A 24,333-nucleotide genomic window follows, 5' to 3' on the forward strand; every position below is an offset into this window, starting at 1 on the left:
GGGGGTGCGACGGCAGCTCAGGGTTCGATGACGAGGTGTTCGATGAGGTCGTCGCGGAGCGTGAACTGATAGCGCAGATCGATGGTGCCGCCGGGGAAGTTGCCTTCGAGGTGGTGTGTGGCGATGTAGTGGGCCGTGTCGGTCTGCTGGGTGCCGGTGAGCTGGGTGGTGTAGGTGAATTCGGTGGCGGATCTACCCAGCCACCGTTCGATCGCGGCGGTGCCCTGGTAGGTGTTGCCGTTGTCGATCACTGTGGCGTCGTCGGTGAACGCCGTGACCGCGGTGGCCGTCTCGTGGGCGCGGTGCGCGGTGAGGTAGCGGGTGATCACCTCGGGCAGGGCGTCCGGGGTGATGGTCCGGGGCTGGTTGTCGTCCATGACGCTCCTGGTGGTGGTGGCGGGTTCAGACGGTGGGCGTGGTGCCGCCGTCGATGACGTGTTCGGCTCCGACGATGGCCGAGGCGCGGTCGGAGACGAGGAAGGCGACGAGTTCGGCGACTTCCTCGGGCTGGTTGGGGCGGCCGAGCGGGATGCCTCCCAGGGAGTCCATGAGCCGGCCCAGCGCCGCTTCCTGGGTGATGCCGGCTTCGCGGGCGATCCGGGAGACGAGGTCGTCGGCGGCCGAGGTCTGGATGAAGCCGGGTGAGACGGTGTTGACGCGAACGCCGTGGGGGGCGACCTCGTTGGCCAGTCCCTTGCTGTACGTCGTCAGGGCGGCTTTGGCGGCGGCGTAGGCCAGGGTTCCGTTCCACAGCGGCATGCGGCGCTGGATCGAGGTGACGTGGACGATCGCGCCCCCGCCCTTGGCGATCATGGACGGGAGGAGGGCGCGGTCCAGGCGGACGGCGGCCAGCAGATTCGCGTTCAGCTCCCTGGCCCAGTCGTCCTCGCCCAGCGCCGCGAACCCTCCGGCCGGCGCCTCGGAACCGCCGAGGGTGTTGACCAGGATGTCGACGCCTCCCGCGCGGGCGTCCACCTCGGCGGCCACGCGGGCGGCGCCTTCGACCAAGGACAGGTCGGCGGCGATGAAGGTCTCCTCCTCGACGTCGTCGGGGCGGCTGCGGGCTGTGACGAGCACGGTCGCACCGGCCTGGGCCAGGCGTCGGGCGATGGCGGCTCCGGTGCCCTTGGTGCCGCCGGTGACCAGAGCGCGCCGCCCTGCAAGGGATTCGCTGACGGATGCGGTCACGGTGTGTTCCGTTTCCGGGCGCGGGCACACAAGGCGCCGCCCCCATCTCAACTGCTAAAATAGAAGCTACTAACTTCGACTTTAGCAGTAACTGAGGGGATGGTCGCCGTGGCAAGCCGGATCAGGCTGGAGGACCGGGAGTGCCCGCTGTCCACGACGGTGCAACACGTCGGCGAGTGGTGGACACTGCTGATCCTCCACGACGCCTTCGACGGCTACACCCGCTTCGACCAGTTCCAGGAGAGCCTGGGCATCTCCTCCAGCATGCTCACCACCCGGCTCAAGACCCTGGTCGCGGACGGCCTGCTGGAGCGCCGGCCCTACCAGACCAGCCCCGTCCGGCACGAGTACGTCCTGACCGAACTCGGGCACTCCCTGCGCCCGGTGATCGTCGCCCTGGCCGCCTGGGGCAACTCCCGCCTCACCCAGACAGAGCGCAGCATGATCCTCGTCGACGCGCACAGCGGCGAGGAAGTCGAACCCGTCGTCGTCGACGCCAAAACCGGCCGCCGACTCGACGACAGCGCCGCCTACGTCTTCACCGCAGGCCCCGCAGCCAGCGACACGATGCGCATCCGCTACGCGACACGGCCGGCCATCCCCGCGGAAGAGGCGTAGGGCTACCCGGAAGAACCTCGTACGAGCCCGGTCACTGGGTGGTGATGGACTTCAGTATGTTCAGCCGGGAGGCGCGGCGGGCCGGCCAGAGTGCGGCGAGCACTCCGACTGCGAGGGTGATCAGGAAGAACAGCCCGAGCCGGCCCCAGGGCAGTGCCATTTCGTAGGCCGGCAGCGCCTGTTCCGCCAACCCGCTGCCCATCCAGGCGACGAAGACGCCCACGCCGATACCGAAGACCGCGCCGATCAGCGAGATCACCACGGACTCCAGCCGGACCATCTGCCGGATGCCGGAGCGGGACAGGCCGATGGCGCGCAGCATTCCGATCTCGCGGGTGCGCTCGAATACCGACATGGCCAGGGTGTTGATGACAGCGAGGACCGCGATGACCATGGCCATGCCCAGCAGCCCGTACGTCATGTTGAGCACGGTGTCGGCTTGGCCGGCCTTCTCGCGGCGCAGATCGTCTTTGTCCTGGACCTTGAGCAGCGGGCTGTTGCCGAGTGCGTCGCGGATTTCCCTTTCGAGCCCGTCCGCCTTGCCGCTCGCGGCCTTCACCAGGATCTTGCTGTCCGTGACGGGCTTGAGGAGGTACGGGTCGACCAGGGCGGTGTCGGCGAGCATGTCACCGGCGATGTGGTTGTCCTGGTATATGGCAGCGACCTTCAGCTTCCGTAGGGAGCTCTTGTCCAGGAAGAAGTCGGCCTTGACGGTGTCGCCGGTCTTCCAGCCCTTGGCCTTGGCCTTGGACTGCGACACCGCGACGTCTTCGCCGTGCACCGAGCCGGACGAACCGCTGACGAAGTGGAGGCCGGTGACCTTCTGGAGCTGGCCGAAGTCCGTGGCGGTCATCTGGCCGTACTCGCCGTCGTTCCCGTAGTCGGCGGACCGGATGCCGGCGGCGCCCACCACGCCCGGGAGCTGGGCGACCTGCCGGGACATCTTGGGATCGAGGCCCTCGAAGAGGCGGGTGGTGATCTGGTAGTCGCCCTTGAAGTCCTTGGCGACGGCCTTGTCCAGGGTCTGCTGTACCGATGTGCCGATCACCGTCATGCCGGTGATCAGGACGAGACCGATCACGAGTGCTGAGGCGGTGGCGGCCGTGCGGCGGGGGTTGCGCACCGCGTTCTGCTCCGCCAGCTTGCCCGTGATGCCGAACAGGCGGCTGGAGACATTCCCGGCCAGGGCGATCACGGGGCGGGACAGCAGCGGGGCCAGGATGACCGTACCGGCCATGGTCAGCACCGCCCCGGTCATGGCGGGAGTCAGGCCGGTGAGGTCTCGCAGAGTGGACGCGTACAGCATGATCGCTACGCCGATGGCGGTGACGGCCGCGCCGATGGAGTTGCGCAGCACCAGGCTGCGCGGGGCGGGCGGCTCCTCGGCGGTGCTCAGCGCCTCGACGGGGGCGATCTTGGCGGCCTTGCGAGCCGGCAGCCAGGCGGCCAGGACGGTCACCAGCACACCGACGGCGAGCGAGGAGAGCACCGGTGCGGCGCCGATGACCGGCGGGCCGTCGGGCAGGCCGGAACCGGAGGCGTTCAGCAGGGGGCGCAGGCCGAGGGCGATACCGAGGCCGAGGGCGAAGCCGATGGCGGAGGAGACCAGGCCCAGCAGCCCCGCCTCAGCCAGTACCGAGCGCACCACTTGGCGGCGGGAGGCGCCGATAGCGCGCAGCAGCGCGATCTCACGGCTGCGCTGGGCGATGAGCATCGTAAAGGTGTTGACGATGATGAACACACCGATGAACAGTGCGATCCCGGCGAAGGACAGCAGGGTCTTGGGCATCGCGTCGCTTTCGGCGGCGATCATCTTGGCTTCGGCGGCGGCCAGTTCGGCGCCGCTGGTGGCCTTGGCACGGTCCTTGGGCAGGGCCTGCCGCACCTTCGCGGTCAGCGCACGGTCGTCGGTGCCGGGCGTGGCCGCCAGCACCAACTCGCCGTACTGACCGGGGCCCGTGAAGAGTTTCTGGGCGGTGGCGGTGTCGAACAGTGCGAGGCCGGCGCCTGCCGTCACCTTCGGATCGTCGGTGCCGACGAGACCGACCAGCTTCTTGTGCAGGGTCGGGCCGTCGATGGCGAAGCGGACCGTGTCGCCGATCTTGTAGCCGCCGGACGCCGCGGTCTTGGCGTCCAGCGCGATCTCGGCGGCGGCGGCCGGAGCGCGGCCTTCCTTCAGCGGGTACGTGCCGTCCTTGCCATCCTTGCCGGGGACGTAGTTGGTGCCCTTGTTGCCCCGCTCGTCGCCCAGCAGCTGGTCGTCCTTGCCCACGAGGAAGACAGCTCCGTCGGCGGTGGAGCGTACGGAGGCCACACCGGGCAGTGCGCGGAGTTTTCGGGCCAACTGGTCGTTGAGCACGGAGGTGGGTTCACCGTCCGCGGGCTCCTCCTCGGAGCGGGCGGCGGCGTCGGATGGCGGCCTGCTGTTGGTTACGGAGACGGCCACGTCCTTCAGGCTCGTGGTCATGGCGTTCTGGTACGCGGTGCTGACGGTGTCGCTGAAGATGAGCGTGCCGGAGACGAACGCGGTGCCGAGGACGACTGCGAGCGCGGTCATCATCAAACGGGCTTTGTGTGCGAAGAGGTTGCGCAGGGCGGTACGGAGCATGGTGGTGTCAGTCCTGGGGCTGGGAGGTCCGGGGCTCGGTCGTCAGCTCGTTTGACCCTTGGAGTCGAACAGGCGCATCCGGCCCAGGACTGCGTCGCCCATGTCGATGACCCGGGTCAGCCACTGCCGGTCGGGGTTACGGCCGGCGATGTCCATGGGCAGGGTGATGGCCGTGGTGGCGCGGAGGGTGGTGGGGAAGGCAGCCGCTGTACCGGTGTGGGTACGGGCCGAAGCTTCCTGGTCCGGCATCGCGTGCATCGTGGGCTCCTGGTATCGCATTCACGGCGTATGCGGATGGGTGATACCAGCAGTGAAGAGCGGGCCACGTTGCCTCAGCGTCTCAAGTTCTCGATACGTTCCCGATATACGCTTTCACGTTCAATGGAGCTGCGCGGCGGACACCGCCGCAGACGCAGAGGGATCGACGCGGGGCGATTAGCAGGAGAGGCCGTATGCGGGTGCTGGTTGTCGAGGACGAGCTCTACCTCGCCGAGGCGGTGCAGGCAGGGCTACGGCTCGAAGCCATCGCCTCCGACATCGTCGGGGACGGCGACTCGGCCCTGGAGCGGCTGAGCGTCAACGAATACGACGTGGTCGTACTCGACCGGGACATCCCCGGCACCCACGGTGACGACGTATGCCGCATCATCGTTGAACGGCAGCTGGGATGCCGGGTGCTCATGCTCACCGCCGCAAGTCACCTCCAGGAGAAGGTCACCGGATTCGAGGTCGGTGCCGACGACTACCTGACCAAGCCGTTCGACTTGCTGGAACTCGTGGTACGACTGCGCTCACTCGCCCGTCGCCCGCGTCAGAGCACGCCCCCCGTTCTCGAATACGCGGGAATCCGGCTCGACCCATTCCGACGGGAAGTTTTCCGCTCCGGCCGCTACATATCACTCACCAGGAAACAATTCGCCATCCTGGAAATTCTGATGACCGCACGAGGCGGCGTCGTCAGCGCCGAAACTCTGCTGGAACGGGCCTGGGACGAGAACGCGGACCCCTTCACCAACGCCGTCCGCATCACGATCTCCACACTGCGCAAACGACTCGGCGGACCGTCGCCCGTCCACACGGTGCCCGGAGTCGGATACCGCCTTGACGAAGCGAGTCAGGACCAGTGAACAGCACGACAACGGGCCACCGGACCGCAGCAGCGCCGATCGCACAGACCCCGGTGCTGGCCTGGGGCCCGCGGCGCCTGACCGCGCGCGTGAGGCTCACCCTCAGCTATGCGCTGTGCCTCGTCGTCGCCGGCGCCGTCACGCTGGGGATCATTTACGTGGTCATGCGCTACGTCCCCAACTATCCGCTGACCGCCGCGGACCCACGGGACAAGACCGGCCGTGTCGCCTCCCGGAGCCGGATTCTGCAAACGCTGGTGTGGGTCTCGGCGCTCGCACTCCTGCTCTTGGCGGCCATCGGTGTGGGCGGTGGCTGGCTGCTCGCGGGCAGGGTGCTGCGACCGCTGCACGAGATCACCCAGGCAGCGCACCGAGCCGCCAACGGCTCCTTGGACCACCGCATCGGTCTGAGCGGCCGACGCGACGAATTCACGGACCTGTCCGACGCCTTCGACCACATGCTCGGCCGCCTACAGCACTCCTTCGAGTCCCAGCAACGCTTCGCCGCGAACGCCTCACACGAGCTGCGCACGCCGCTCTCCGTCACCCGCACCATGCTCGACGTCGCGACAGCCGATCCCACCAGCCAGAACTACCCTCAACTCGTTGCCCGGCTGCGCGACACCAACCAGCGCGGCGTCGAGATCATCGACGCTTTGCTGCAGCTCTCGACCCTCGGGCACACCCCGCTCAGCACGCACCCGGTCGACCTGGCCGACCCGGCCGCCGAGGCCATCGCGATCACACGCGAAGAGGCCGAGGCCCGCTCCATCACGATCTCCACCGGCTGCCGCCCGGCCCTTGTCACCGGAAACAGCGTGCTGCTGCGCCAACTCGCGGTCAACCTTCTGCAGAACGCCCTGCGGCACAACCTCGCCACAGGCGGCTCCGTCTCGCTGACCACCGGGCCCGACCCTCTCCGTCAGGGCCGCGCACGGCTGACCGTCACCAATACCGGGCCGCAGCTGCCCGACACGGTCGACACCTTCACCGAGCCCTTCCTACGTGGCAGAGGGCGCATAGCCGACGCCCAGTCCGGGCACCGCGGACACGGTCTGGGACTCTCCATCGTCGCAAGCATCGTCGACGTCCACGGAGGCGACCTCCGACTGACCCCCAACCCCGACGGCGGGCTCACCACTCGGGTCTCACTGCCAACCGCCCCCGAGAGGGAAACACGTGGGACGACACGTGATCAGAGGCAGGACCAGCCGAGACATACCGAGCTGAGCGGCAACATCACCTGACACGACCGGAGCCGGCTTCGGATGGGGACCGACGCTGGCATTCCTCATCGCGAGACCCGAGGTGCGTGCCCTGTGCGGCGGCCCCCGCACCGGCTGCCGCGCCCGGACCGCTGGCCGCTCCCTGCCTTCCGGCCGACCGCAGTCCTGGCCCGCCCGGCACACCGTGAACCCGGCGGAGGACAGCGGGCGTGCCGCCTCGCGCACCCGGGGCCCGCCTCGCCCGGCCCCGCCGACACCACCACGTCGTTGCCCGGCGAGCGGCAGTCCTGCCCCGTACGGGCTCACCGGAACGACAGCAGCAGAGTGTCAGACCGGTCCGGGGCCGTCCGGGGCGGGGGGCGGGTCGGCGGACGCATCCGGCGAAGGCGCGGCGGGCAGGTGAACCACCAGGCGGGCTCCGCCGAGGCCGCCGTCGGCGGGGGGCGGGTCCTGGTCGGCGTAGGCGATGCCACCGTGGGCTGTAACGACCTTGCCGACGATGGCGAGGCCGAGGCCAGAGCCGCCGGCCTCGCGGGAGCGCGCCTCGTCGAGACGGGTGAAACGCTGGAAGACCCGGGTCCGGTCCGCGGCCGGGATACCCGATCCGTCATCGCTGACGGTGAGTTCCACGGTGCCGCCGCTCTCGCCCAGGGCCACGCGTACGTGCCGTTCGGCATGGCGACGGGCGTTGTCCAGGAGATTGCGCACGACAGAGCGCAGCGCCTCGGCGTCGCCCCGCACGCGGCCGCCCGAGACCCGCCGGGCGTCGATCTCCGCCCGGGCCAGGGAGCGCTGCCGACGGACCTCGGCCAGCACCACCTCGTCCAGGTCGATGACGCGTGCGGCCTGCGATCGCGGCCGGGTGGGGTCCTCGCTGCGGGCCAGCGCGAGGAGGCCTTCGACGAGGTCGTGCAGCCGCTCCGCGTCTTCCAGCAGGGCGGCGGCCACCTGCGGGTCGCGCTCCGGGTCGGGGTAGCTGGACATGACCTCCAGCTGGGCGCGCAGCGCGGTCAGCGGGCTCCGCAGTTCATGCGCGGCGTCGGCGACGAAGCGGCGTTGTGCGACGGAGGCCTCGTCGAGGCGGCCGAGCATGTCGTTGAGGGTGACGCCCAATGCCTGGATCTCGTCCTGACAATCGGGCAGGTCGAGGCGGCGGTGCAGATCGGTCGCGGTGATGTCCGCGGCCTGACCGCGCAGCGTTTCCACCGGGCGCAGAGTGCGGCCGGCCGTGAGCGAGATCGTCCACGCCACCAGCGCCGTCAGCGCCGGGACGCCGATCACCAGGCCGGTGGTCAGGCTGGACAGGGTGTGCTCGGCCTGGGCCAGGGACACCGCCACGACGATGGTGGCGGGCCGGTCCCCGATACGGGTCGGCCGGGCCAGTACGCGGAAGTCCCCTCCGTCGCCGATCTTGAGGTCGTGGAGGGTCGTGGCACGGCCCTCCACGACCTGCGGGGGAAGGGGGTTCGGAAACCCGCTGGGACTGCCCGGGCCCGTGTCGTAATCCGAACTGGCCCGTACCTTCCCCGAGGCGTCGAGCACCTCGACCACATCGGCGTCCCCTCCGTTGGACGGTATGAGGGAACGCAACTGGTCGTGCCTGATGAGGGCCGAGACGTCGGACAGCCGCTGGCGCCCGGTGGTGTCCAGGTCGCGCCACATCGAATATTTGAGGCCGAGCAGCAGCCCGAGACCGGCCGCGACCATCGCGATGGCGACGACCGTCGTGGCCCACATGGTGACCCGCGTGCGCAGGCTGAGCTTTCTCGTCAGCCGTCGTACCCGGGCGAAGGCCAGGCGGTCGGCCAGACGGCGCCGGGACACTCAGCCGCCCTTCCCGTCCAGCCGGTAGCCGACGCCCCGCACGGTCTCGACGGCGGACCGGCCGTACGGGGTGTCGATCTTGCGCCGGAGGTAGCCGACGTAGACCTCGACGATGTTCGGGTCGCCTTCGAACCACGCGTCCCAGACCTGAGCGAGCAGGTCGGTCTTGCTCACCACCGTGTCGGGGTGGCGCAACAGGAACTCCAGCAGTCCGAACTCGCGCGGCGTCAGGTCGAGGGTCTCCTCACCACGACCGCACCGGTGGGCGGCCGGGTCCAGCCAGAGATCACCCGCGCGGAGCACCGGCGGCCGCTGCGGGGCGCTGCGGCGCAGCAGCGCGCGGATTCGGGCCAGCAGCACCACGAAGGAGAAGGGCTTGGTCAGATAGTCGTCGGCACCCAGATCGAGCGCGTCCGCCTCGTCGTACTCCCCGTCCTTGGCCGTCAGGATCAGAACGGGGGTGGCGATCTCCGCGGCACGCAGCGTGCGGCAGACGTCGTAGCCGTTGCGCCCCGGAAGCATCAGGTCGAGCACGATCACGGCGTAGTCGTGGTGCCTGACCAGACGGAGGGCCTTCTCACCGTCCTCGGCGATGTCGACGCCGAACCCCTCGGCGCGCAGCCCTCGATCCACCGCGGCGGCGATGTTCTGCTCGTCCTCGACCACCAGCACCCGCACGCGCATCACCTCGTGGCCGATCGGTCGGACCCGCCGGAAGACTGATCCTCTCTTGCGAGTCTAGGGGCCGACGCGCTGGTCGGCCGCGCGCTCTCAGCGGGCTCTCAGGGTCTCCTCAGCGCTCACTCAGCGTTCTCAGTGCCCGCACAGGCTGTACACGGCACAGTGGGAAGTGCCTGCTCACCACGCAGGCGTCGAGTGCAACGGACATGCCGTCAACCGACGAAAGGCGTCAACGTGGCTCCGACTTCCGCGCCGCGGCGAACGCATGAGCGCTCGCCCGGCACCGCGCCGAAGCCCGCCCCGCGAGTCTCCGAACTCCGCGTCTCCCGCCCGGTTCCCGCCGGACGCTGGGCCCTGATCATCGCCGGGGGTTACGCGGCGGGTCTCGCGGCCTCCGCCTTCGGCGTTCCCGCCCCCTACCTCCTGGCCTCGCTGCTGACCGGCGCCGTCCTGGCGCTGTGCGGGGTGGTCCGCGACCGGCTCCCGGCGCCGGCGGGCCGCGCCTCACAGGCGCTGGTCGGCGCTCTCATGGGCAGCTACCTCACCCCGGCCGCCCTCGTCTCCGCCGCCCCCGTCGCGCTGCCCATGACCGTGGTCACGGCGGCCACCATCGCGCTGAGCGTCGGGGTCGCCTGGCTTCTGGCCCGCCGTGGCCACATCAGCCGGCCCAGCGCCGTCCTCGGCATGGTGCCCGGCGGTTCCGCCGCGATCGTCACCTGCGCCGACGAGCTGAACGCCGACGTACGGCTCGTCGCGTTCACGCAGTACCTGCGCGTCGGCCTGGTCGCCACCACCGCCCCGCTGGCCGCCCACTGGATGACCTCCGGGCCGTCGGCGGCACCGGGTCACCCGGCCGGGGGCGGGATCGCCGGAACCGGCCTCTTCCACGTCGTGGCGGGGTCGGACCAGCTCAGCGGCCTGTTCGCCCTCGCGGCCGTCTGCGCCGCCGGCTCCTGGGCCGGCCGACGGCTGGGACTGCCCACACCCATGCTGATCGGCCCCATGCTGGTCGCCCTCGCCGCCACGCTCAGCGGCGCCGTGCCCGGCTTCGCGCCCGTGGGGATGCTGCAGAACCTCGTCTTCGTCCTCGTCGGCCTGGATGTCGGCGTACGTTTCACCCGCCGCACGCTGATCAGCGTGCGGCGCCTCCTGCCGCCGATCCTGCTCTGCATGACGGTCGTCTGCCTCGGATGCGCCGGGATGGCGTGGGTCTTCGCCGACCTGACCAGCACACCGTTCACCGACGCCTATCTCGCCACGACGCCCGGAGGGATCAACGCGGTCCTCGCCACGGCCGTCTCCTCGCACGCGGACGTGGCCCTGGTATCCACCGTCCAGAGTCTGCGCCTGCTGGTCGTCGTCCTGGTGACCCCGCTGATCATCCGCCAGTTGGCCGCGAACCGGCCGCAACCGCCGTCCCGCGCGGGCGGGGACGTGGCGCGGACCTGACCGGCTGACGGACTGCCCCCACACCGACCGTCCGACTGACCGACCGCCCAGCCGTCGAAAGGAGTTCCCGTGGAAACCTCGTGTCCCGCCTCAGGCCAGCGATGGGTCGCACTCGTCGATCGCGGAAACGGATGCGTCGAGACATGCGACATCGTGGAATGGCGACGCGAGGACGCGGAACTCGTCGGCTACATATGCGGCACGGGCGGCGCGGCCCAAGGGGACAAGGGCCGCGTCGTCCGTGCTGACCGCCACCCCGGTTTCCTGACGTACGAACGACGGCCGCAGGTGGTCGGCGCTCTGCCCGGGATGGGGTGGACGGTCTGCTACCGCCTCGACGCACCGCCCGATGGCGCCCCTGGCGCCGATGGCTTCGAACGCCGTCCGGTGCTCGCCTGGCTCGTGTACGACGACGGAACGGTCACGCCGTGCGACGTGGACCACGACGGCCTCGTCTACTGCAGCACGGACACCCCGGAACTCGTTCACATCGAGCCACCGGACCCGGCGCTCGGCTGAGCGCCTGCCGTCGTCGGGTCAGCCGAGCGCCTTCCCCAGCGGGGCGGCTGTCGCGGCGATCAGCCGTGATTCGATGAGCATTGCCGCTTGGCACAACGAAACTCTCGGCGACGCTGATTGACCGGACTACGCATCAGATCAGCTGAGCAACGGCGCAGCGCGCCTGATTCCCCATCAGGTAATGCACACCGACAGAACCACAGGTCAGGCGACTCAAAGGGGTGCGGCAGCCCCATGCTGGTGACTGGCGGCAGCCGATCCGCAGCATCAATCTCGTTTGCCGGGGCCGGATGCCGCACTCCGTGCTTCCTTCATTCCAACCACGGGAAGCACGTACTGGCCGGCGAGGCGCGCCAGGTGCAGCGGGAGAGGGCGGGCGAGTGGAGGGTAGTCGTCGTGATAGCGCAGCTGATGCACCAGCGTCGCCCACTCCGCCGGCCGGTCGGGCATGTCATCTTCGCGCCCCGAGTCCGCCAGAACCTTTTCCGACAGACAACCGAGCACGGTGACCTCGAGTTGCCCAGGATTCCAGGCGGTCTTTCCGGGAGCCGTCCTGCCTTCCGCAGTCGGCACCAGCTTCATCAGACCCTTCGGGAGCTTCGCCGCTGTGTGCGGGGTAGCGGCCGTACTGGCGAAGACTCGGCCCTCTGCCTCTGACGTCCCCCACACACCTTCGGCAAAGCCGACTTTGCCCTGGGTGTCGTGCGCATACCACTCCGCGACCTCTTGCCGCCCATTCGCATCCCGCACACACACCATACGCAAGTCGTTCCCATAGGCCGTGAGGCGCTGGTCGGGTTCGGTGCCGAATCCGAGCATGTCGCGGGCCAGCGAACCATTGCGCAGCCGTGGCCAGCACTGGCGAAGATTGCCCGCGTCCACCAGCAGGAGCGTCGGACGGTCGCGGAACTGGAAGAGCAGGGTTCGGATCTGCCTCTCGGTCTCCCGCTGCCTTAGCTGCTCCGCACCCTTGCGATCGGCGGGCCGACGCTCTCCTCGAGAGACTGTGTCGTCACCGCGACTGTCGATCCCCACGGCTCCCGCAGCCGGTTCGTCGACCTCGGAGAGTAGCAACAGCAGCTTCGGGTACGGCACCCACTCGGCACGCTCGGAGTCCCATCCTTCGATGGCACCGGGGCCGTCTCCGGGGCGGATCCTCACCGCGACGAGGCGGTGGGCAGGGCAACGTGTGGGGCCCTTCCTGGTGTAGCGGACGAGCCACAGCGCCGCGTACTGGAGGTCGCCGGGGATTCCGGCTCCCACCCTGTGAGCCGGTGGGCTGATCGCGCCGAGCTGCCGGAACGAGTCAAGCCAAGTCCACCGGGCACGGTGCTCCAAGGCACTATCGGTGTCGTCGGACAGGTTGACGAACTGGCTGAGCCACCCCTGCCTCGCCCAGGCGATGCGCAGAGCGTGTTTGGGGTCGGAGTCCGGGATATCGGCAAAACGGTCTTTGCCAGCGATCTCCGCGATCACGATACCGACATCACTGCGCGGCGGGGCCATCCGGTCCGCCACCAGTTCGCAGCGCCCTTCGACGGCCTCGGCGAACCGGACGGCCCTCGGGCGCCTGCGGTCCCGGGAGACCGGCAGAGCGTCGGCCAGAGGTCCGGCAGGCCGAGCGCGAACGCGGATCTCGATGCCGTCACCTCGCCACTGCCAGGTATCGTCGGCCTCCGGCCCCACCCTCTCCCCAGGGGCGAAGCCAACGAGTTTCGGCAGTTCCGAGAGGAGCGCGGCCCTTGTTTCCGGGGACTGCCAGAGGACTTCGACCTCCAGAGGGCGGCCGTTCAGAGCGCGCGCCAGCGCCGCACGGCGCAGCAGAGCCAACTGCGCCTCCCGGACACCCGGCTCAGCCATGGCGCCCGACCGAGGGATCAGCGAGGGGGCATTACGCCGGGTGACCCTGGTGAGGTCGGCGACCCGGCGCAGCACCGGGCTGAGTCCTTCCTCGGCCCAGGCGTCCAAGTCCGCCCGTTCCCGGGGCATCAGACCGGCGCCGACCGGGTGCGGGCCGACCGATGGGTGGTAGACGATCCCCGCGGCCACGTCTCCGCATCCATTGATCCAGCGTTCCGGATGGGTGAAGAGTTCCGCGGGTTGCGGGTAGCGGCGCACGATGTCCAGTTCGGGCAGCAGCAGTGCGGAGCTGTGACGGCGCCAGGCAAGTCCCTTCAGGCGCCGATCGTAGCCGAGAGTGTTCGCCGTCAGCCGGTGGCCCCGGTCCGGTCCCTCGGGCCACGGCAGTGGAGCGTCCAGGAGGACTGTCGCACCGCCGAGCAGGTGGGGGCGTACGTCCAACCGTGTGGCCCACCGGCGAACCTGGGTGGATACGTGGACACGGAAGCGGGAGGCGAACGGCACCGTGTGGACGGTGATGTTCAGACATGCCGAGTAATACCAGGTCTGCTTGCGGTGCTCGTACCGCTGTGGCGGCCAGGAGATGAGACGCGCCCCATCCCCCGAGCTCTCGACACGGAAATGGAGTGTGGCTCCGCGCGTGCGGAACGGGCGGGCTGCCAGCCGGAAGGCGACCCACTCCGGGAGCAGGCTGTAGAGCCTTGTGGCGGGTTCGGCGGTGCCGCCTGTCGATGTCACTGTTTCAGTGAGGTCGACCTTCTCGGCCTCCCAGCGCGGGAGCCGTACCGGAACGGTCGGGTCTTCCGTCAGAAGCCGCTCCTCCAAATCGGGACCGTCGCCGTCGTCGTCCTCCCGGAGCAGGCCCGCCGACCACGTGCCGATCAGCGGGGCAAGCACGTCCGGCGGCACGGTCTCCCGCGCGTAGAGCCACGGCAGGCGGCCATCCGTTCCCGCGTAGCGGCCGGTCGCGATGACGCCCGGCGCCATCGCCCGGAGGAGGGAGTTGAGCTGGCGCACGGGAAGCCGGTCGGGACTGCCTGCGTTCCCATTGGCCTCGGTGTGCATCCGGGTGAGCTCCTTGTGCAGGTCCTCGCCGAGCCGCAGCACGTGCAGCTCCTCCCGCAACGGCCCGTGGAACGGGTCGGGTTCGTAGGCCGTGGAGCGAATGGTGTGGTACATGGGTTGCCTCCTAGCGTGTGGGGTGTGACTCCTGGGTGTGGACCGGGGCATAAGGCTCGGCCAGCAGGCGGGCGAGCATGCGCCTCAGCGGCTCGTACAATGCCCGGGCGATGAACTGCTCCTCGGCCGTCTTCGTGTCGCCTGCGAAGTACGGGTTCAGCACCTCGAGCACGCTGTGCAGCAGGCTGGACGTGGGGGTGTCAGGCCGGGATGGTGTTGCCCCTCGGTTCGGGGCGAAGGCGACGTCGACGAAGACCACCCGGGCGGGCACCCCTCCGCGCACCAGCCGCCCGATCACCTGCCACATCAGGACCAACATGTCCCACGTGACGCGCTCCCGCTCGTCACCGAGGCGGCTCCACGCCATCGAACGTTCGAGTACCTGGTACCAGCGCGAGCGAGCCCGGCGGCGGACTTCGTCGGCGCCCTCCTCGATGGTGCGGGCCCCTCGTACCCAAGAGTCGAACTCGCCACCAGCTGTCGCGCGGACGATCCAGTCGTTGACTGCGTGAACGGCCAGGGACAGGTCGTCTGGATGTGGATTGGGCCGGGCCAGAAAGTAGACCGTACCGATGGCGGCCTCAGCGTCGTCGTTGAGAATGTTGTGGCCTCGTTCCACGGCCAGCAGGGGCGCCACGAGGATGTTCGCATCAAGATCCTTCAGATGCTCGACATCGCCCCGGCGCAGCGAGCGGGCACGATGGGCGGAGGGGGCTTCGTCCTCCGGGGCAATCTCCTCGTCGTCCGAAACGAGACAGAGCACGCTGTCGCGCCAGCGGGAGTTGAGATTGTGCAGGGTGTCGGCGACCACGCGGGCCTCGGCATAACTGCCGACCAGCAGCAGAATCTGCTCCCGCCCCAGTGGCAGGTTCAGCAACTCTCGCTCCAGCGGCCCACCGTCGAGGATGTCGTACTCTCCCTCGCCCAAATACCGTGCGATACGCCGCAGTTTGTCGGGGCGGTCCTCGGGGGCGGTTCCGGACAGGCGCAATTTCTCGTCGCCATCGTCGATGAATTCGAAGCGCATCTCGCTCTCGGCGGCGATGCGCTCGGTCACCTCGGACGGCGGCTCGATGATCACACCGACCGGGACGCAGACGTGGTAGCGACTGGACGCGCCGGCCCAACTGCTCCCGGACATGAGCAGCAGATGAGCACCGGGGCGGCCGTCCACGGAGGCGAGATGGGGCATGGCACGCAGCAGCTCACGACCAACACCGCTGCAGCGGAAGAAAGTCAGCTCCCCGCTGCGGACGCCGCCCTCGTCTTCGCCGGGGACACGAAACTGAAATCCCAGCACATTGCCCATGGGCGCCTCGGGCACCATCGGGCCGTAGTCGAGCGGGCGACGGTACATCTCGTTGTAGCCCAGGCTGAGAGCGGCCTCGACCCGGGGCCACATGGCGTTGATCAAGGCGAGACGTGGTTCGAGGGCGCTCAACAGCAGGGTGAACTCGAAGCGTGTGGCGAGCTCTTTCCGCCACTCGTCGGGAGTCTTCGGTGGCTTGGCCTGCCTGCGCTTCCGGCCGCCGCGCGTGCCCTTCTTCCGCCGCTCCTCCTCTCGGCGCTCCCACTCGGCGAGTTCTTCCTTGTATACCTGTCGTCGAGAAGCCATGTACTCCGAATCGAGGCGGAGGACGTCTTCCATGACCTGAGTCAGATGGCGTCGGGTGTTTTCCGGATTGCCTGTGTGGAGCAGTTCGTTGAGCAGCACGGTCAACTGGCTGAAATTCTCCTCCGTCCGTCTGGTCCGGTCGCCGAAGGGGTTGTCGCGGAACGCGTCGAGGAGCTTGGTCAATGCCTCCCTCGGCTCGTGGTTCTCGTGGTCCGGCCCACTGTCCTCCGGAAGCGGATAGCGTTCGTCGAGCAGACCGAGTTGCAGGGTCCAGGCGCTGAAGTACCCCGTACGAACCCAGCAGCGCAGGTCGTAGTCGGTGACGAGCATCGCGTACAATCGGTCCGTCGCGGAGGTCGCCGTGTTGAGCGCGGCGGAGAAGATCTCCACGTCCCGTTCGGAGAGCTGGGTGCGCCCGCTCTCCGCGAGTTCCCGGATCTTGTGCCGGGTGAGTTCGTCGATGAGGCCCTTGTCCTCGTCGCTGGCGAGAACCGCTGCGGGCGCGAAGATCTGGTCCAGTTGCATCTGTACGCGGTCGGCCTCGTCGATGATCACGAGGTCACTGCGGCGACAGGCGAGTTCGAGGTAGCGGATACGCTCCCCGTTCTGCGGACGGGGAGGCGAGGCATCGATCAAACCGGCCGGCGTGGCGACCCAGATGTGCGCGTCGACCAGGGCCCGGGCTCCGTGGTGCCGGGGGCATACGGACCAGTACGGACAGCCCGTCAGACGCTTCTGCCACGGGGATGTCCCCCTGCCTTGTGTGCCGCGTCCCGGGACGGACGGCGGCCTCAGCCGGGCGCAGGGGGCTTCGCTGAAGGCGAGGGGCTCGGCGGACGGCATGGCCTCCTGTCTCCGAACGTTCAGGACACAGGACGTTCCGAGGTAGGCGAAGGCGGGGTCGTCATGGGCGAGCAGTCGGTGCTCACCCCGCCCGGCAAGCCGGCGATGCAGCCGCTGGGTGTGCCGCTCCCGGCCGGAGGAACCGAGCACCGGCGCGGCCGCGCCGCCGGTGTAGAGGTTGTACAGCTCGACCAGCTTCAGCACCTCTGCGACGTCGGAGACCACGACAGTGGTGCGCTTGCCGAGCTTCGCCAAGTGAACGGCGATGATGTCGCGCAGCGTGCTCTTGCCCGCGCCCACGATGCCGAGAAGGTGCTGGATCTTGTCGATCGTGAACTCGAAGTCTTGAGCCTTACGGAATGTACCTTCCTCTTTGATGGACAGCTCGAAGGCCCCGAGCCGCTCCGCCCATCGCGGCGGCCTTCCTTTTCCGTCACGGGCATGTGTGGCGTCCATGTCCGCCGCCGTGCGTTCCAGATCCGTTCGGGTGAAGACCAGCGGCCTGCCCTCGCCGACGGGGACCATCTCCATGTCGTGGGCGACTACGGGGGTGTGAGGGACAACCGGCAGGTCGACTACCGCCAAAGAGCGGCTGACGGGGAAGGCGTGCGGCCCTGGGCCCGCGACCGGCAGCCGCTTGCCCGCCAGCGGCGGGGCCACTTGCAGCAGTTGTTCATAGACCTGGAAACGGTCGCTGGCGACGGAGATCTCACGCCGAGCGGCCAGCACTTCGGTGTCCGGCACGTCGTAACCGCGCGCCCTCGCGTCGAACCGCTGATAGCGTTCGAGAGCATCGCGCCAGGCCCGTCCCCTGCGCAGGGTCCACAGCGAGTACCGGGCGACCCTCAGCGTCTTCGCCGCGTCCGGTGGCAGCCGCACTCCGTACGCCTCCGCGAACCCGTACCCGCTGAACAGCACCCAGGCACTGCCCGCGGGCGTACCGGGCATCAGCTTCTGCTGGAGGTACAGGCCGAGTTCTACCTGGCAGAACGCTTCCAGTGCGGGCTTGCGGAAGGATGGCCCCAGAAACGCCTGGAGCGCGCGCAGTACGTCGTTCAAGGGTGGTGTGATGCTACGCATCGTCTTTCCCCTCTTCTTGAGTCGGTTCCGGGTTTCCCCGGTCCGCCGTTCCGGCGTCGTCCCCCTCAGCGATCGGCTCCTCGATGCGGTGTACGAGGTCCGCGGGCGTGGTCAGCACCAGCCGTTCCCTCAGGAGAGCGGGCAGGGCGGCGGTGAAGTTCTCGCGGTAGCGGTCACGCTCGGCAAGCCGCTGGGGCACCACGATGAAGGTGTGGTCGGCAAGCGGTGCGCCGTTGGTCAGATGGGCGGCGAGAAGCCCCGGCTGAAGCCGGTCGTACACCTGCACGTCCAGGGTTTCGGACCCGGTATCCCGCAGGCGATAGGCGCTCAGACGTCCCGATACGGCCTCGTAGTCGATTCCGGCCCCATCGAGTTCGTTCAGGGCTGCTTCCTCGACCCGGTGTGGCAGGACGAGGAACGCGCGCAATGAACGCCGCAGTACCAAGGCGAGTTCCGGATCGCGGATCAGTTCGAAACCGTCGCCGCGCGGGCGATCCTCCGCCTCGCACCACATCTGGTCGTCGGCTACAGGCTGCCCCGGGACGGGCACGGTCCGGCCACTTGGCAGGGCAGGGAGTCCGCATGACAGACAGCGCAGGGAGACGCCGTCGACGAGCAGGGATTCGGGCAGAGGCCGGTAGAGCTCCTTGACCCTGCTCCACACGGCCTTGCTCCATCCGGGCGCCCGTCGGTCCTCCTGGTGCACCACGGGGTGGCACGCCAGGAACCGTCGGCATCGTCGGTAGCGCTCGGTCGATCCACAGCGCGCCTCCAGATCGTCTAGAAGCGTGCGGGCCTCCGTAGCCACGCCTCCGTTGGGCCTGTGGGAGGCCAATTCGAGACAGGTCCGGGTGGGCATCAGGCCGACGGGGTGCACCAGCGTCGCGTCCGGGGTGACGAAGGAGGCCGGGACCTGGAAGAGCCGATCGTCTGCCGTTCTGCTTCGGCACCACTCCCAGAGCTCTGGGAGACTTCTCGGCGGGGCCTCCCCGATGTCGAGGCAGCGCGTCACTGTGCGGTCCAGCGCACGCTGGGCGAAGCCGGGGTAAGGCAAGGTGAACGAGCGGAGGCTCTGGCTCTCGGCCAGAGCCGCCACCATGCGGGCAAGCTCACAGAACAGCTCGGTACCCGCGCTTCGTGCCTCACCAGTGTCTGCCTGAGCGCTCTTGTGCCCGGCCTTACCCGCCCTCACGCGGGAACCTCGGCAACGAGCGACGCCGAACACCAGCGGGCCACTTCACACCGGCCGCAGGCGCGTCCGGGGACGGGTGTGTAGTAGTCGTCCCCGTGCCACTCGGACACCATTGCCCCCAGGACCTGTTCCGCCGCAGTCCGGTTGGCGGGGATGAAAGGGTCGATGAGTTCCAGGTCCGCGCCGCCGGGGCGCAGTACCTCCAGCTCGACCCGAGCGCGGGTCGACTTACCGCCGAGGTCCCCGCGTGCGACGAGCGTGACCGCCAGGGCCAGTTGTGGATAAAGCTCTAGCAGCGGGCGGCTCGACCTCCGGTTGGTGGCCGAGGTCTTGGTCTCGCGCCACACCCACGAGTCCGCGTCGCGGTAGAGCAGATCGGGTGCCGCTATCACCACGACGTCGGCGGCGGTGTCGTGCCGGACCACCCGGGGTTCGGTCCGTACGTCCGTGCTGTCCTTGACGCACCGCAGCGGACAGACCGCGGCGTGTCGGCGCAGCAAGCGTGCGCCGAGCGCGCGTTCGTGTTCGGGCAGTTCGAACCCGTTCGGCACCCACTGCTCGGGGACCTCGGCTGTGCATGGCCGAGGAATGCCGTGGCCGTGGCGGTCGGCGAGGTAGGCGTGTAGTGCTCGGCCCCGCTCAGCCGTCACCTCTCGCTCGATGGAGTCCGCTGCGGGCAGGCGCAAACGACGCATGTGGTCTCGGGCCGGGCAGACACGGTAGTTGCGCCCGTTGGTCACTGACCAGGTACGCCGTGGCCGGCCCGTCGCCTCGATTCCCAGCAGCCCGGGTGCGGCGCGCAGGGCCGGACAGACGCGTACGTATGGACATTCACCGCACGAGGAGCCCGGGCGGTACTCCTGGCCGTTCAGAATGTCGGCCAGCGCATCAGGCCCGTGTTCACGGTAGAGGGCGAGTGCCTGCGTCCGGCTTCCCGCGAAAAGCTCCCGCGTACGGCCGTCGAGCAGCGCGAACTCCACGATCCGTACGTGCTCCGGCGGCGGCCCCGGAGCCCCCTCGGCCAGCACCAGGGCCGCGGCGGCGACAAACCCCTCCGGCGGGAGGCTCTGGCCGAGTCGGTGTACGGGCAGGCGGAGTTCGCGGAGCATCCCGTCGGCGGAGGTCAGACAGCGGCCCCACACGGTGAACCGGTACTCCTCCGCACTCCGTGCTTCCGGTCCTGACGGCCGGTAGCGATAGGTCCACCGCTCTGCCACCTCGCTCAGCGGACATGACGGGTCGGCGGGGAAAGCCGCGTCGTACATTGCCATCCCGTGTTCAGCCCAGGCCTGGAGCCCGTCGTGGAGTGGGGCGGTACGCGACCGGCTCGAGGCGGCCGTGAGGACGGAGGGCCGGTTACGCGCGTCACAGGCGGCCATGAAGGGGCCGAGGGTGAAGTGCTCCAACCGCTCGCGGCGGCGCGGCGCCGGTTCCACGGGAAGGTAGCCACGTGCCTTAAGCCCATCGGCGGCCGGGCAGCGAAACTCTCCCCTCTTGAACATGCCGACGGATACCGTGATGTCCTGGGACGTACGGCACACCCCATCAGGGGGCAACCAGGGCTGTGACATTACTTGCTCCTTTTTTCCGGGCACGGCGATCCGCCTTTCAGGGTAGGGAAACTAAGGTGGCCATGAGCGAGGTCAAAGAAATCGGCAATATCGAACACCGTTACGAAATTCTGGGCTTAATTGGCGACGGAGGTTACGGCGATCTTTACGCCGGCCGCGGACGCGAGCACGGGGAGAAGGTGGCGGTAAAGACACAGAAGCCTTGGAGGATGGGACCTCGAGTCCACCACCAAAGCGATGGAGAGAAGTTGATCGATGAAGGCCACCTCATGCGAAATCTGAGTGGGATCGAAGCGATTCCAGAACTCATCGCGGCCGGCACATACAAGGACGACAGATGCCTTGTCATGGAGTTCATCGAGGGGCGGCAGCTTCGGGACGTCCTAGCGGCGAAGCGACCGGTCAGAGATCCGGGCACTGTGGCCTCGATCATCGGGCAGCTCTGCGAAACTCTCTGGGAAGTACACAGAAAGGAACTGGTGCACTGCGACCTGAAGCCCGAGAACGTCATGGTGGAGCCGGACGGCCGTCTACGCCTGATCGACATGGGGCGAGCTGTCCAGATCGGGAGAGAGACGCTCGATGTACACGGTACGACCGGATACGCCGCACCCGAGCAACTCGAAGAAAACCGCGATGGCCTGACTGAACAGGCGGACATCTTCGGATTGGGCTGCATACTACTGGAGATGACCGTGTTGCGCCCGCCCTACGGTGGGCCGGAAAGACGCGTTTGTCGAGGCTACCCCGTACTGCCGCCTGACCGGATCGCTTCGATCCCCCAGCAATTCCGCGACCTCGCGTTGCAGATGGTCCAATGGGACGCTGCGGACCGCCCAGCCGACGTTCGCGAGGTATTCGAACACATCCGCCCGTACCTGCCCACGCTGGGCTCACGACGACCGCAGAAGCCGCTGAGCCCTGATCCGACGGAGTACTACCGCACCCACCCAGCGCGGCTGTGAAGCGACGTTCCCCGACGGGTGAACGTCACCTCAGCCCCTCCAGTAACTCCCGGATCTCCTGCGCGTTCGTGCCTTCCATTCGTTCTCGCAGCACGAGGACCCTCTCCAGCTCCTCCACCGCCTCCTGGGTACGCCCGGCGGACACCAGGACATCCGCGAAAAGCCGTCGCGCCTTGTCCTCGTCGGGCCAGTACTCCTGCTCGCGGTAGATATCGCACGCTTGTCGGTACAGAGAGACAGCCTCGTCCCGCTCGGAACGGGCGAGGTGCACCTTCGCCAGGGTGAACAGCACGTCTGCCCGGCCGCTGCGTTCCACCGTCCGCTCGACCACGCTGAGAGCGTCCGCGCACCAGCGCAGCGCCTCGTCGTACTCGCCACGGTCGTAGTGGAGCGCGCCGATGCCGTTCAGCGCCTCTGCTTCTCCCACCCGGTCGGGCGCTTCCCCATACAGTTCCAGGGCTTGTCGGAGGTGTTCCTCCGCTGCCGTACCCTGGCCCTGCTTGCGCAAGGTGATCCCGAGCGTGTACAGCGAGCGGGCGAGGCTCAGCCGACCGCTCTTACTGTCGTCCTGCCGACTGAGGAGTACGGCACGCCGCAGCTGGGCAGCGGCCAGGTCGAATTCCTCCAGGCGCCACTGCGTTCCCGCCAGCATCCGGTAAACCATCGCGCAGTCGACCGGAGAGGCATCTGTCTCTGCGATCTCGGCTGCACAGCGGAGGTCCGTCAGCGCTTCGGTAAGGCGACGGCGACGCCATCGATAGGTGACCAGGGACATTGGCAGCAGCCACATGTATCGCTCGATCCGTTGGCTGACGGCCAGTTCCATGCCGCGCCGAACAGTGTCGTACTCCTTGTCCAGCAACTCCATCGCCTGCTCCGGGTCCGCGGGTTCGGTCACCGTGACCCCGTCCGGTTCACCGATGGGCAACATGCGCTGGTGGTCGAGTACCCGGTCGCAGGCTCGGACGTTTTGCAATTGGTGTTCCAGTACCTGGCGCACGGTCTTCCGTCTGATAGCTGCTTCGTCTCCGAGGGGCGCCGGGTGTACGTGGTGGCGGGCGAATGCGCGCACCAGGTCGTGCAGGCGATAGCGGTCGGACTGGAGTTCCACCAGGTTCGCCGCCACAAGTTCCCCCAGAACCCGATCCGCGCGCATCCCCTCACTCACAGCGCCGATATCCATCACGGCATCCCAAGAGACACTGGGGCCAGGATGAATGGCCAACTGCCAGAGGAGCAATCTGCCTTCCTCACTGAGCGCGCGTACGGAGCAATTCAGTGCCACTCGCACCGACATCTCGTGTTCCGGAAGGTGCAGGGCATCCAGTCTGGCTCGCTCCTTCTTCATTTCCCCCACCAGGGCCGGGATGGTGTGCAGTGGGCGGTCTCTCAAGCGTCGCGCCACGACGCTGAGCGCGAGCGGCAAGTTGCCGCAGAGACGGATGAGGTCGGCGAACCCCTGGGCGTACTTTGATCGGTCCTTCTCAGCCACCTTCTCCGTGAGAACTTTCAGGGCAGCCTCGTCCCGCAACAGCTCCACCTTGCGCGAGTGCACCTCTTTCCGGGAACACAGACCGCCTAGCTCATCGCGGCTTGTGATGATCACAGCGCAGGTGCCGACTCCCGGGAGTAGCGGCAGCACCTGCTTGGCGTTGAACGCATCATCGAGAACAAGGAGAGCCGAACGGTGGGCGAGGGCCGAGCGCAGCGCCGCGCTCTTGCCTTGCTGCCCTGTCACCGTGGAATAGGGCGGCAGGGCAGCCAGGAATCCGTCCAGCACCTGCTCCGGTTCGGCAGGCCGTAACTCGCCCTCGGCGAACCCGTTCAGCTCGGCGTAGAGGACTCCGTCCGGAAATCGCTCCCTCAACCGCCGCGCGAGGTGGTGGGCTACGGTGCTTTTCCCTACGCCCGCCATACCGCTGAGCAAGATCAGCGGCATCCGGCCCGCGTCCTGCTCCTCACATACGACGTCGACGAGTGCGCGGACCAAGCACTCCTGCCCAATAGGGCGGCGCTCGTCGGCGGGCAGCTGATCCGGGATCGGAAGGAGCACTGTGCCTCCCGATCGGGGGGCGTCCCCACGCAATTGGTCGATGACGCTCTGGAGATCGGCGTCCGGCCTCCCTGAGTGACGCTTCCACTGGTCGATGAGGCGCTCACGCTTCCGATCGGGCAATTCCCGGCCATGCGCGATCAGGTAGTACTGAAAAACCCGCGCATTCCTCGGTGATCGCGCGTACCACTTCTCCGACTCCTCTCGAAGCCACTTCTCTTCCCCGGACCTCCACGCGGCTTCCAGCAGGTCGCACACTGCGGTGATCCGCTCCGCTCGCATCTGCTCCCTGCGCACCTGGAAGCTGCTCTCGAGCAGCCCCCGCAGCGGTTCGTCATCTACCCATTCCGCCAAAGCGGCGCGGAGTTGCTCGAACCGCTCGGGAAGGGGTAACAGGGCAGCTCGCCGCCACCCTTCACGAAAGCGGAGATAGTCAACGCTCCCGGCCGGCACGCGGAGCGTGCAGAAGCCCGACTTACCTCCGTGAGGCACTAACTCCTTACCCAGCCGCTTCCGAAGTTCCCTGACGGCCCAATCCACCCGGTCGCTGATCCCCCTCTCCCCCTCCCAAAGGACATGGGCGATCTCCTCCCTGCTGCACCGGCATCCCGGCGATGTGATCAACAGGGCGAACAGGGCAGCCACCTTCGTCGTCCCTAAGACCCCCTTCCTGCCTGCCATTTCGACGCTGACCGGGCCCAGCACACGCCCGTCCATGCCTCTTCCTTTCCACGC

General features: G+C 68.3%; 17 protein-coding genes. 6 read left to right on the forward strand and 11 right to left on the reverse strand.

Features of this window, described 5'->3' with window-relative positions; translation table 11 throughout:
- Nucleotides 1-17: 17 nt before the first annotated feature.
- Nucleotides 18-377: a nuclear transport factor 2 family protein gene (locus tag ABZ370_RS15900; protein WP_358620522.1), complete on the reverse strand. Its 360-nt coding sequence runs from the start codon at nt 375-377 to the stop codon at nt 18-20.
- A gap of 25 nt (nt 378-402) precedes the next feature.
- Entirely contained in the window at nt 403-1,188 is a 786-nt protein-coding gene (locus ABZ370_RS15905) for an SDR family oxidoreductase (protein WP_358620523.1), read from the reverse strand.
- Nucleotides 1,189-1,287: 99 nt separating this feature from the next.
- On the opposite strand from ABZ370_RS15905, the gene ABZ370_RS15910 reads away from it, so the two are divergent.
- Nucleotides 1,288-1,806: a helix-turn-helix domain-containing protein gene (locus ABZ370_RS15910; RefSeq protein WP_358620525.1), complete on the forward strand. Its 519-nt coding sequence runs from the start codon at nt 1,288-1,290 to the stop codon at nt 1,804-1,806.
- A 31-nt stretch (nt 1,807-1,837) separates the two neighbouring features.
- On the opposite strand, the gene ABZ370_RS15915 is transcribed toward ABZ370_RS15910, so the two are convergent.
- Both ABZ370_RS15915 and ABZ370_RS15920 read right to left on the reverse strand, forming a co-directional pair.
- Entirely contained in the window at nt 1,838-4,414 is a 2,577-nt protein-coding gene (locus ABZ370_RS15915; RefSeq protein WP_358620526.1) for an FtsX-like permease family protein, read from the reverse strand.
- Between the two features lie 42 nt (nt 4,415-4,456).
- Nucleotides 4,457-4,672: a hypothetical protein gene (locus ABZ370_RS15920; protein ID WP_358620527.1), complete on the reverse strand. Its 216-nt coding sequence runs from the start codon at nt 4,670-4,672 to the stop codon at nt 4,457-4,459.
- A gap of 194 nt (nt 4,673-4,866) precedes the next feature.
- Between ABZ370_RS15920 and ABZ370_RS15925 the strand changes: the two genes are divergently transcribed.
- Nucleotides 4,867-5,541 carry a response regulator transcription factor gene (locus ABZ370_RS15925; RefSeq protein ID WP_358620528.1) on the forward strand — a complete coding sequence of 225 codons (675 nt, stop codon included), beginning with the start codon at nt 4,867-4,869 and terminating at the stop codon, nt 5,539-5,541.
- Nucleotides 5,538-6,788 carry a HAMP domain-containing sensor histidine kinase gene (locus ABZ370_RS15930; RefSeq protein WP_358620530.1) on the forward strand — a complete coding sequence of 417 codons (1,251 nt, stop codon included), beginning with the start codon at nt 5,538-5,540 and terminating at the stop codon, nt 6,786-6,788. Before ABZ370_RS15925 ends, ABZ370_RS15930 begins: the two co-directional genes overlap by 4 nt.
- A 306-nt stretch (nt 6,789-7,094) precedes the next feature.
- Here ABZ370_RS15930 and ABZ370_RS15935 read toward each other — a convergent pair whose 3' ends face one another.
- Nucleotides 7,095-8,591 (reverse strand): ATP-binding protein, encoded by a 1,497-nt coding sequence (locus ABZ370_RS15935; RefSeq protein ID WP_358620531.1) that lies wholly within the window; start codon nt 8,589-8,591, stop codon nt 7,095-7,097.
- Entirely contained in the window at nt 8,592-9,269 is a 678-nt protein-coding gene (locus ABZ370_RS15940) for a response regulator transcription factor (RefSeq protein ID WP_358620533.1), read from the reverse strand. It lies immediately after the preceding gene.
- A 237-nt stretch (nt 9,270-9,506) separates the two neighbouring features.
- Here ABZ370_RS15940 and ABZ370_RS15945 point away from each other — a divergent pair, with 237 nt between their 5' ends.
- Nucleotides 9,507-10,721 carry an AbrB family transcriptional regulator gene (locus ABZ370_RS15945; RefSeq protein WP_358620534.1) on the forward strand — a complete coding sequence of 405 codons (1,215 nt, stop codon included), beginning with the start codon at nt 9,507-9,509 and terminating at the stop codon, nt 10,719-10,721.
- Nucleotides 10,722-10,874: 153 nt separating this feature from the next.
- The gene (locus ABZ370_RS15950) at nt 10,875-11,240 is read left to right on the forward strand and encodes a hypothetical protein (RefSeq protein ID WP_358620536.1); all 366 of its coding nucleotides are present in this window, start codon (nt 10,875-10,877) and stop codon (nt 11,238-11,240) included.
- A 267-nt stretch (nt 11,241-11,507) separates the two neighbouring features.
- Here ABZ370_RS15950 and ABZ370_RS15955 read toward each other — a convergent pair whose 3' ends face one another.
- From ABZ370_RS15955 to ABZ370_RS15970, 4 genes are read right to left on the reverse strand one after another with little or no spacing between them, the layout of a single operon-like run.
- Nucleotides 11,508-14,279, reverse strand: a complete 2,772-nt coding sequence (locus ABZ370_RS15955) for a DUF3962 domain-containing protein (protein WP_358620538.1) — start codon at nt 14,277-14,279, stop codon at nt 11,508-11,510.
- A gap of 10 nt (nt 14,280-14,289) precedes the next feature.
- A complete protein-coding gene (locus ABZ370_RS15960) occupies nt 14,290-17,817 on the reverse strand; it encodes a hypothetical protein (RefSeq protein ID WP_358620541.1) in 3,528 nt (1,175 codons plus the stop codon).
- Entirely contained in the window at nt 17,810-19,042 is a 1,233-nt protein-coding gene (locus ABZ370_RS15965; RefSeq protein WP_358620544.1) for a hypothetical protein, read from the reverse strand. Before ABZ370_RS15965 ends, ABZ370_RS15960 begins: the two co-directional genes overlap by 8 nt.
- Entirely contained in the window at nt 19,006-20,226 is a 1,221-nt protein-coding gene (locus ABZ370_RS15970) for a PD-(D/E)XK nuclease family protein (protein ID WP_358620547.1), read from the reverse strand. Before ABZ370_RS15970 ends, ABZ370_RS15965 begins: the two co-directional genes overlap by 37 nt.
- Nucleotides 20,227-20,642: 416 nt before the next feature.
- Between ABZ370_RS15970 and ABZ370_RS15975 the strand changes: the two genes are divergently transcribed.
- On the forward strand, nt 20,643-21,545 hold the full coding sequence (locus ABZ370_RS15975; protein ID WP_358620550.1) for a serine/threonine-protein kinase: 903 nt from the start codon (nt 20,643-20,645) through the stop codon (nt 21,543-21,545).
- 25 nt (nt 21,546-21,570) lie between these two features.
- Here the strand turns inward: ABZ370_RS15975 and ABZ370_RS15980 are convergent, their stop codons facing one another.
- A complete protein-coding gene (locus tag ABZ370_RS15980) occupies nt 21,571-24,315 on the reverse strand; it encodes a tetratricopeptide repeat protein (RefSeq protein ID WP_358620552.1) in 2,745 nt (914 codons plus the stop codon).
- Nucleotides 24,316-24,333 lie beyond the last annotated feature (18 nt).

Origin of the sequence: Streptomyces sp. NPDC005962, from assembly GCF_040629205.1 — a bacterium.
Classification (GTDB): Bacteria; Actinomycetota; Actinomycetes; order Streptomycetales; family Streptomycetaceae; genus Streptomyces.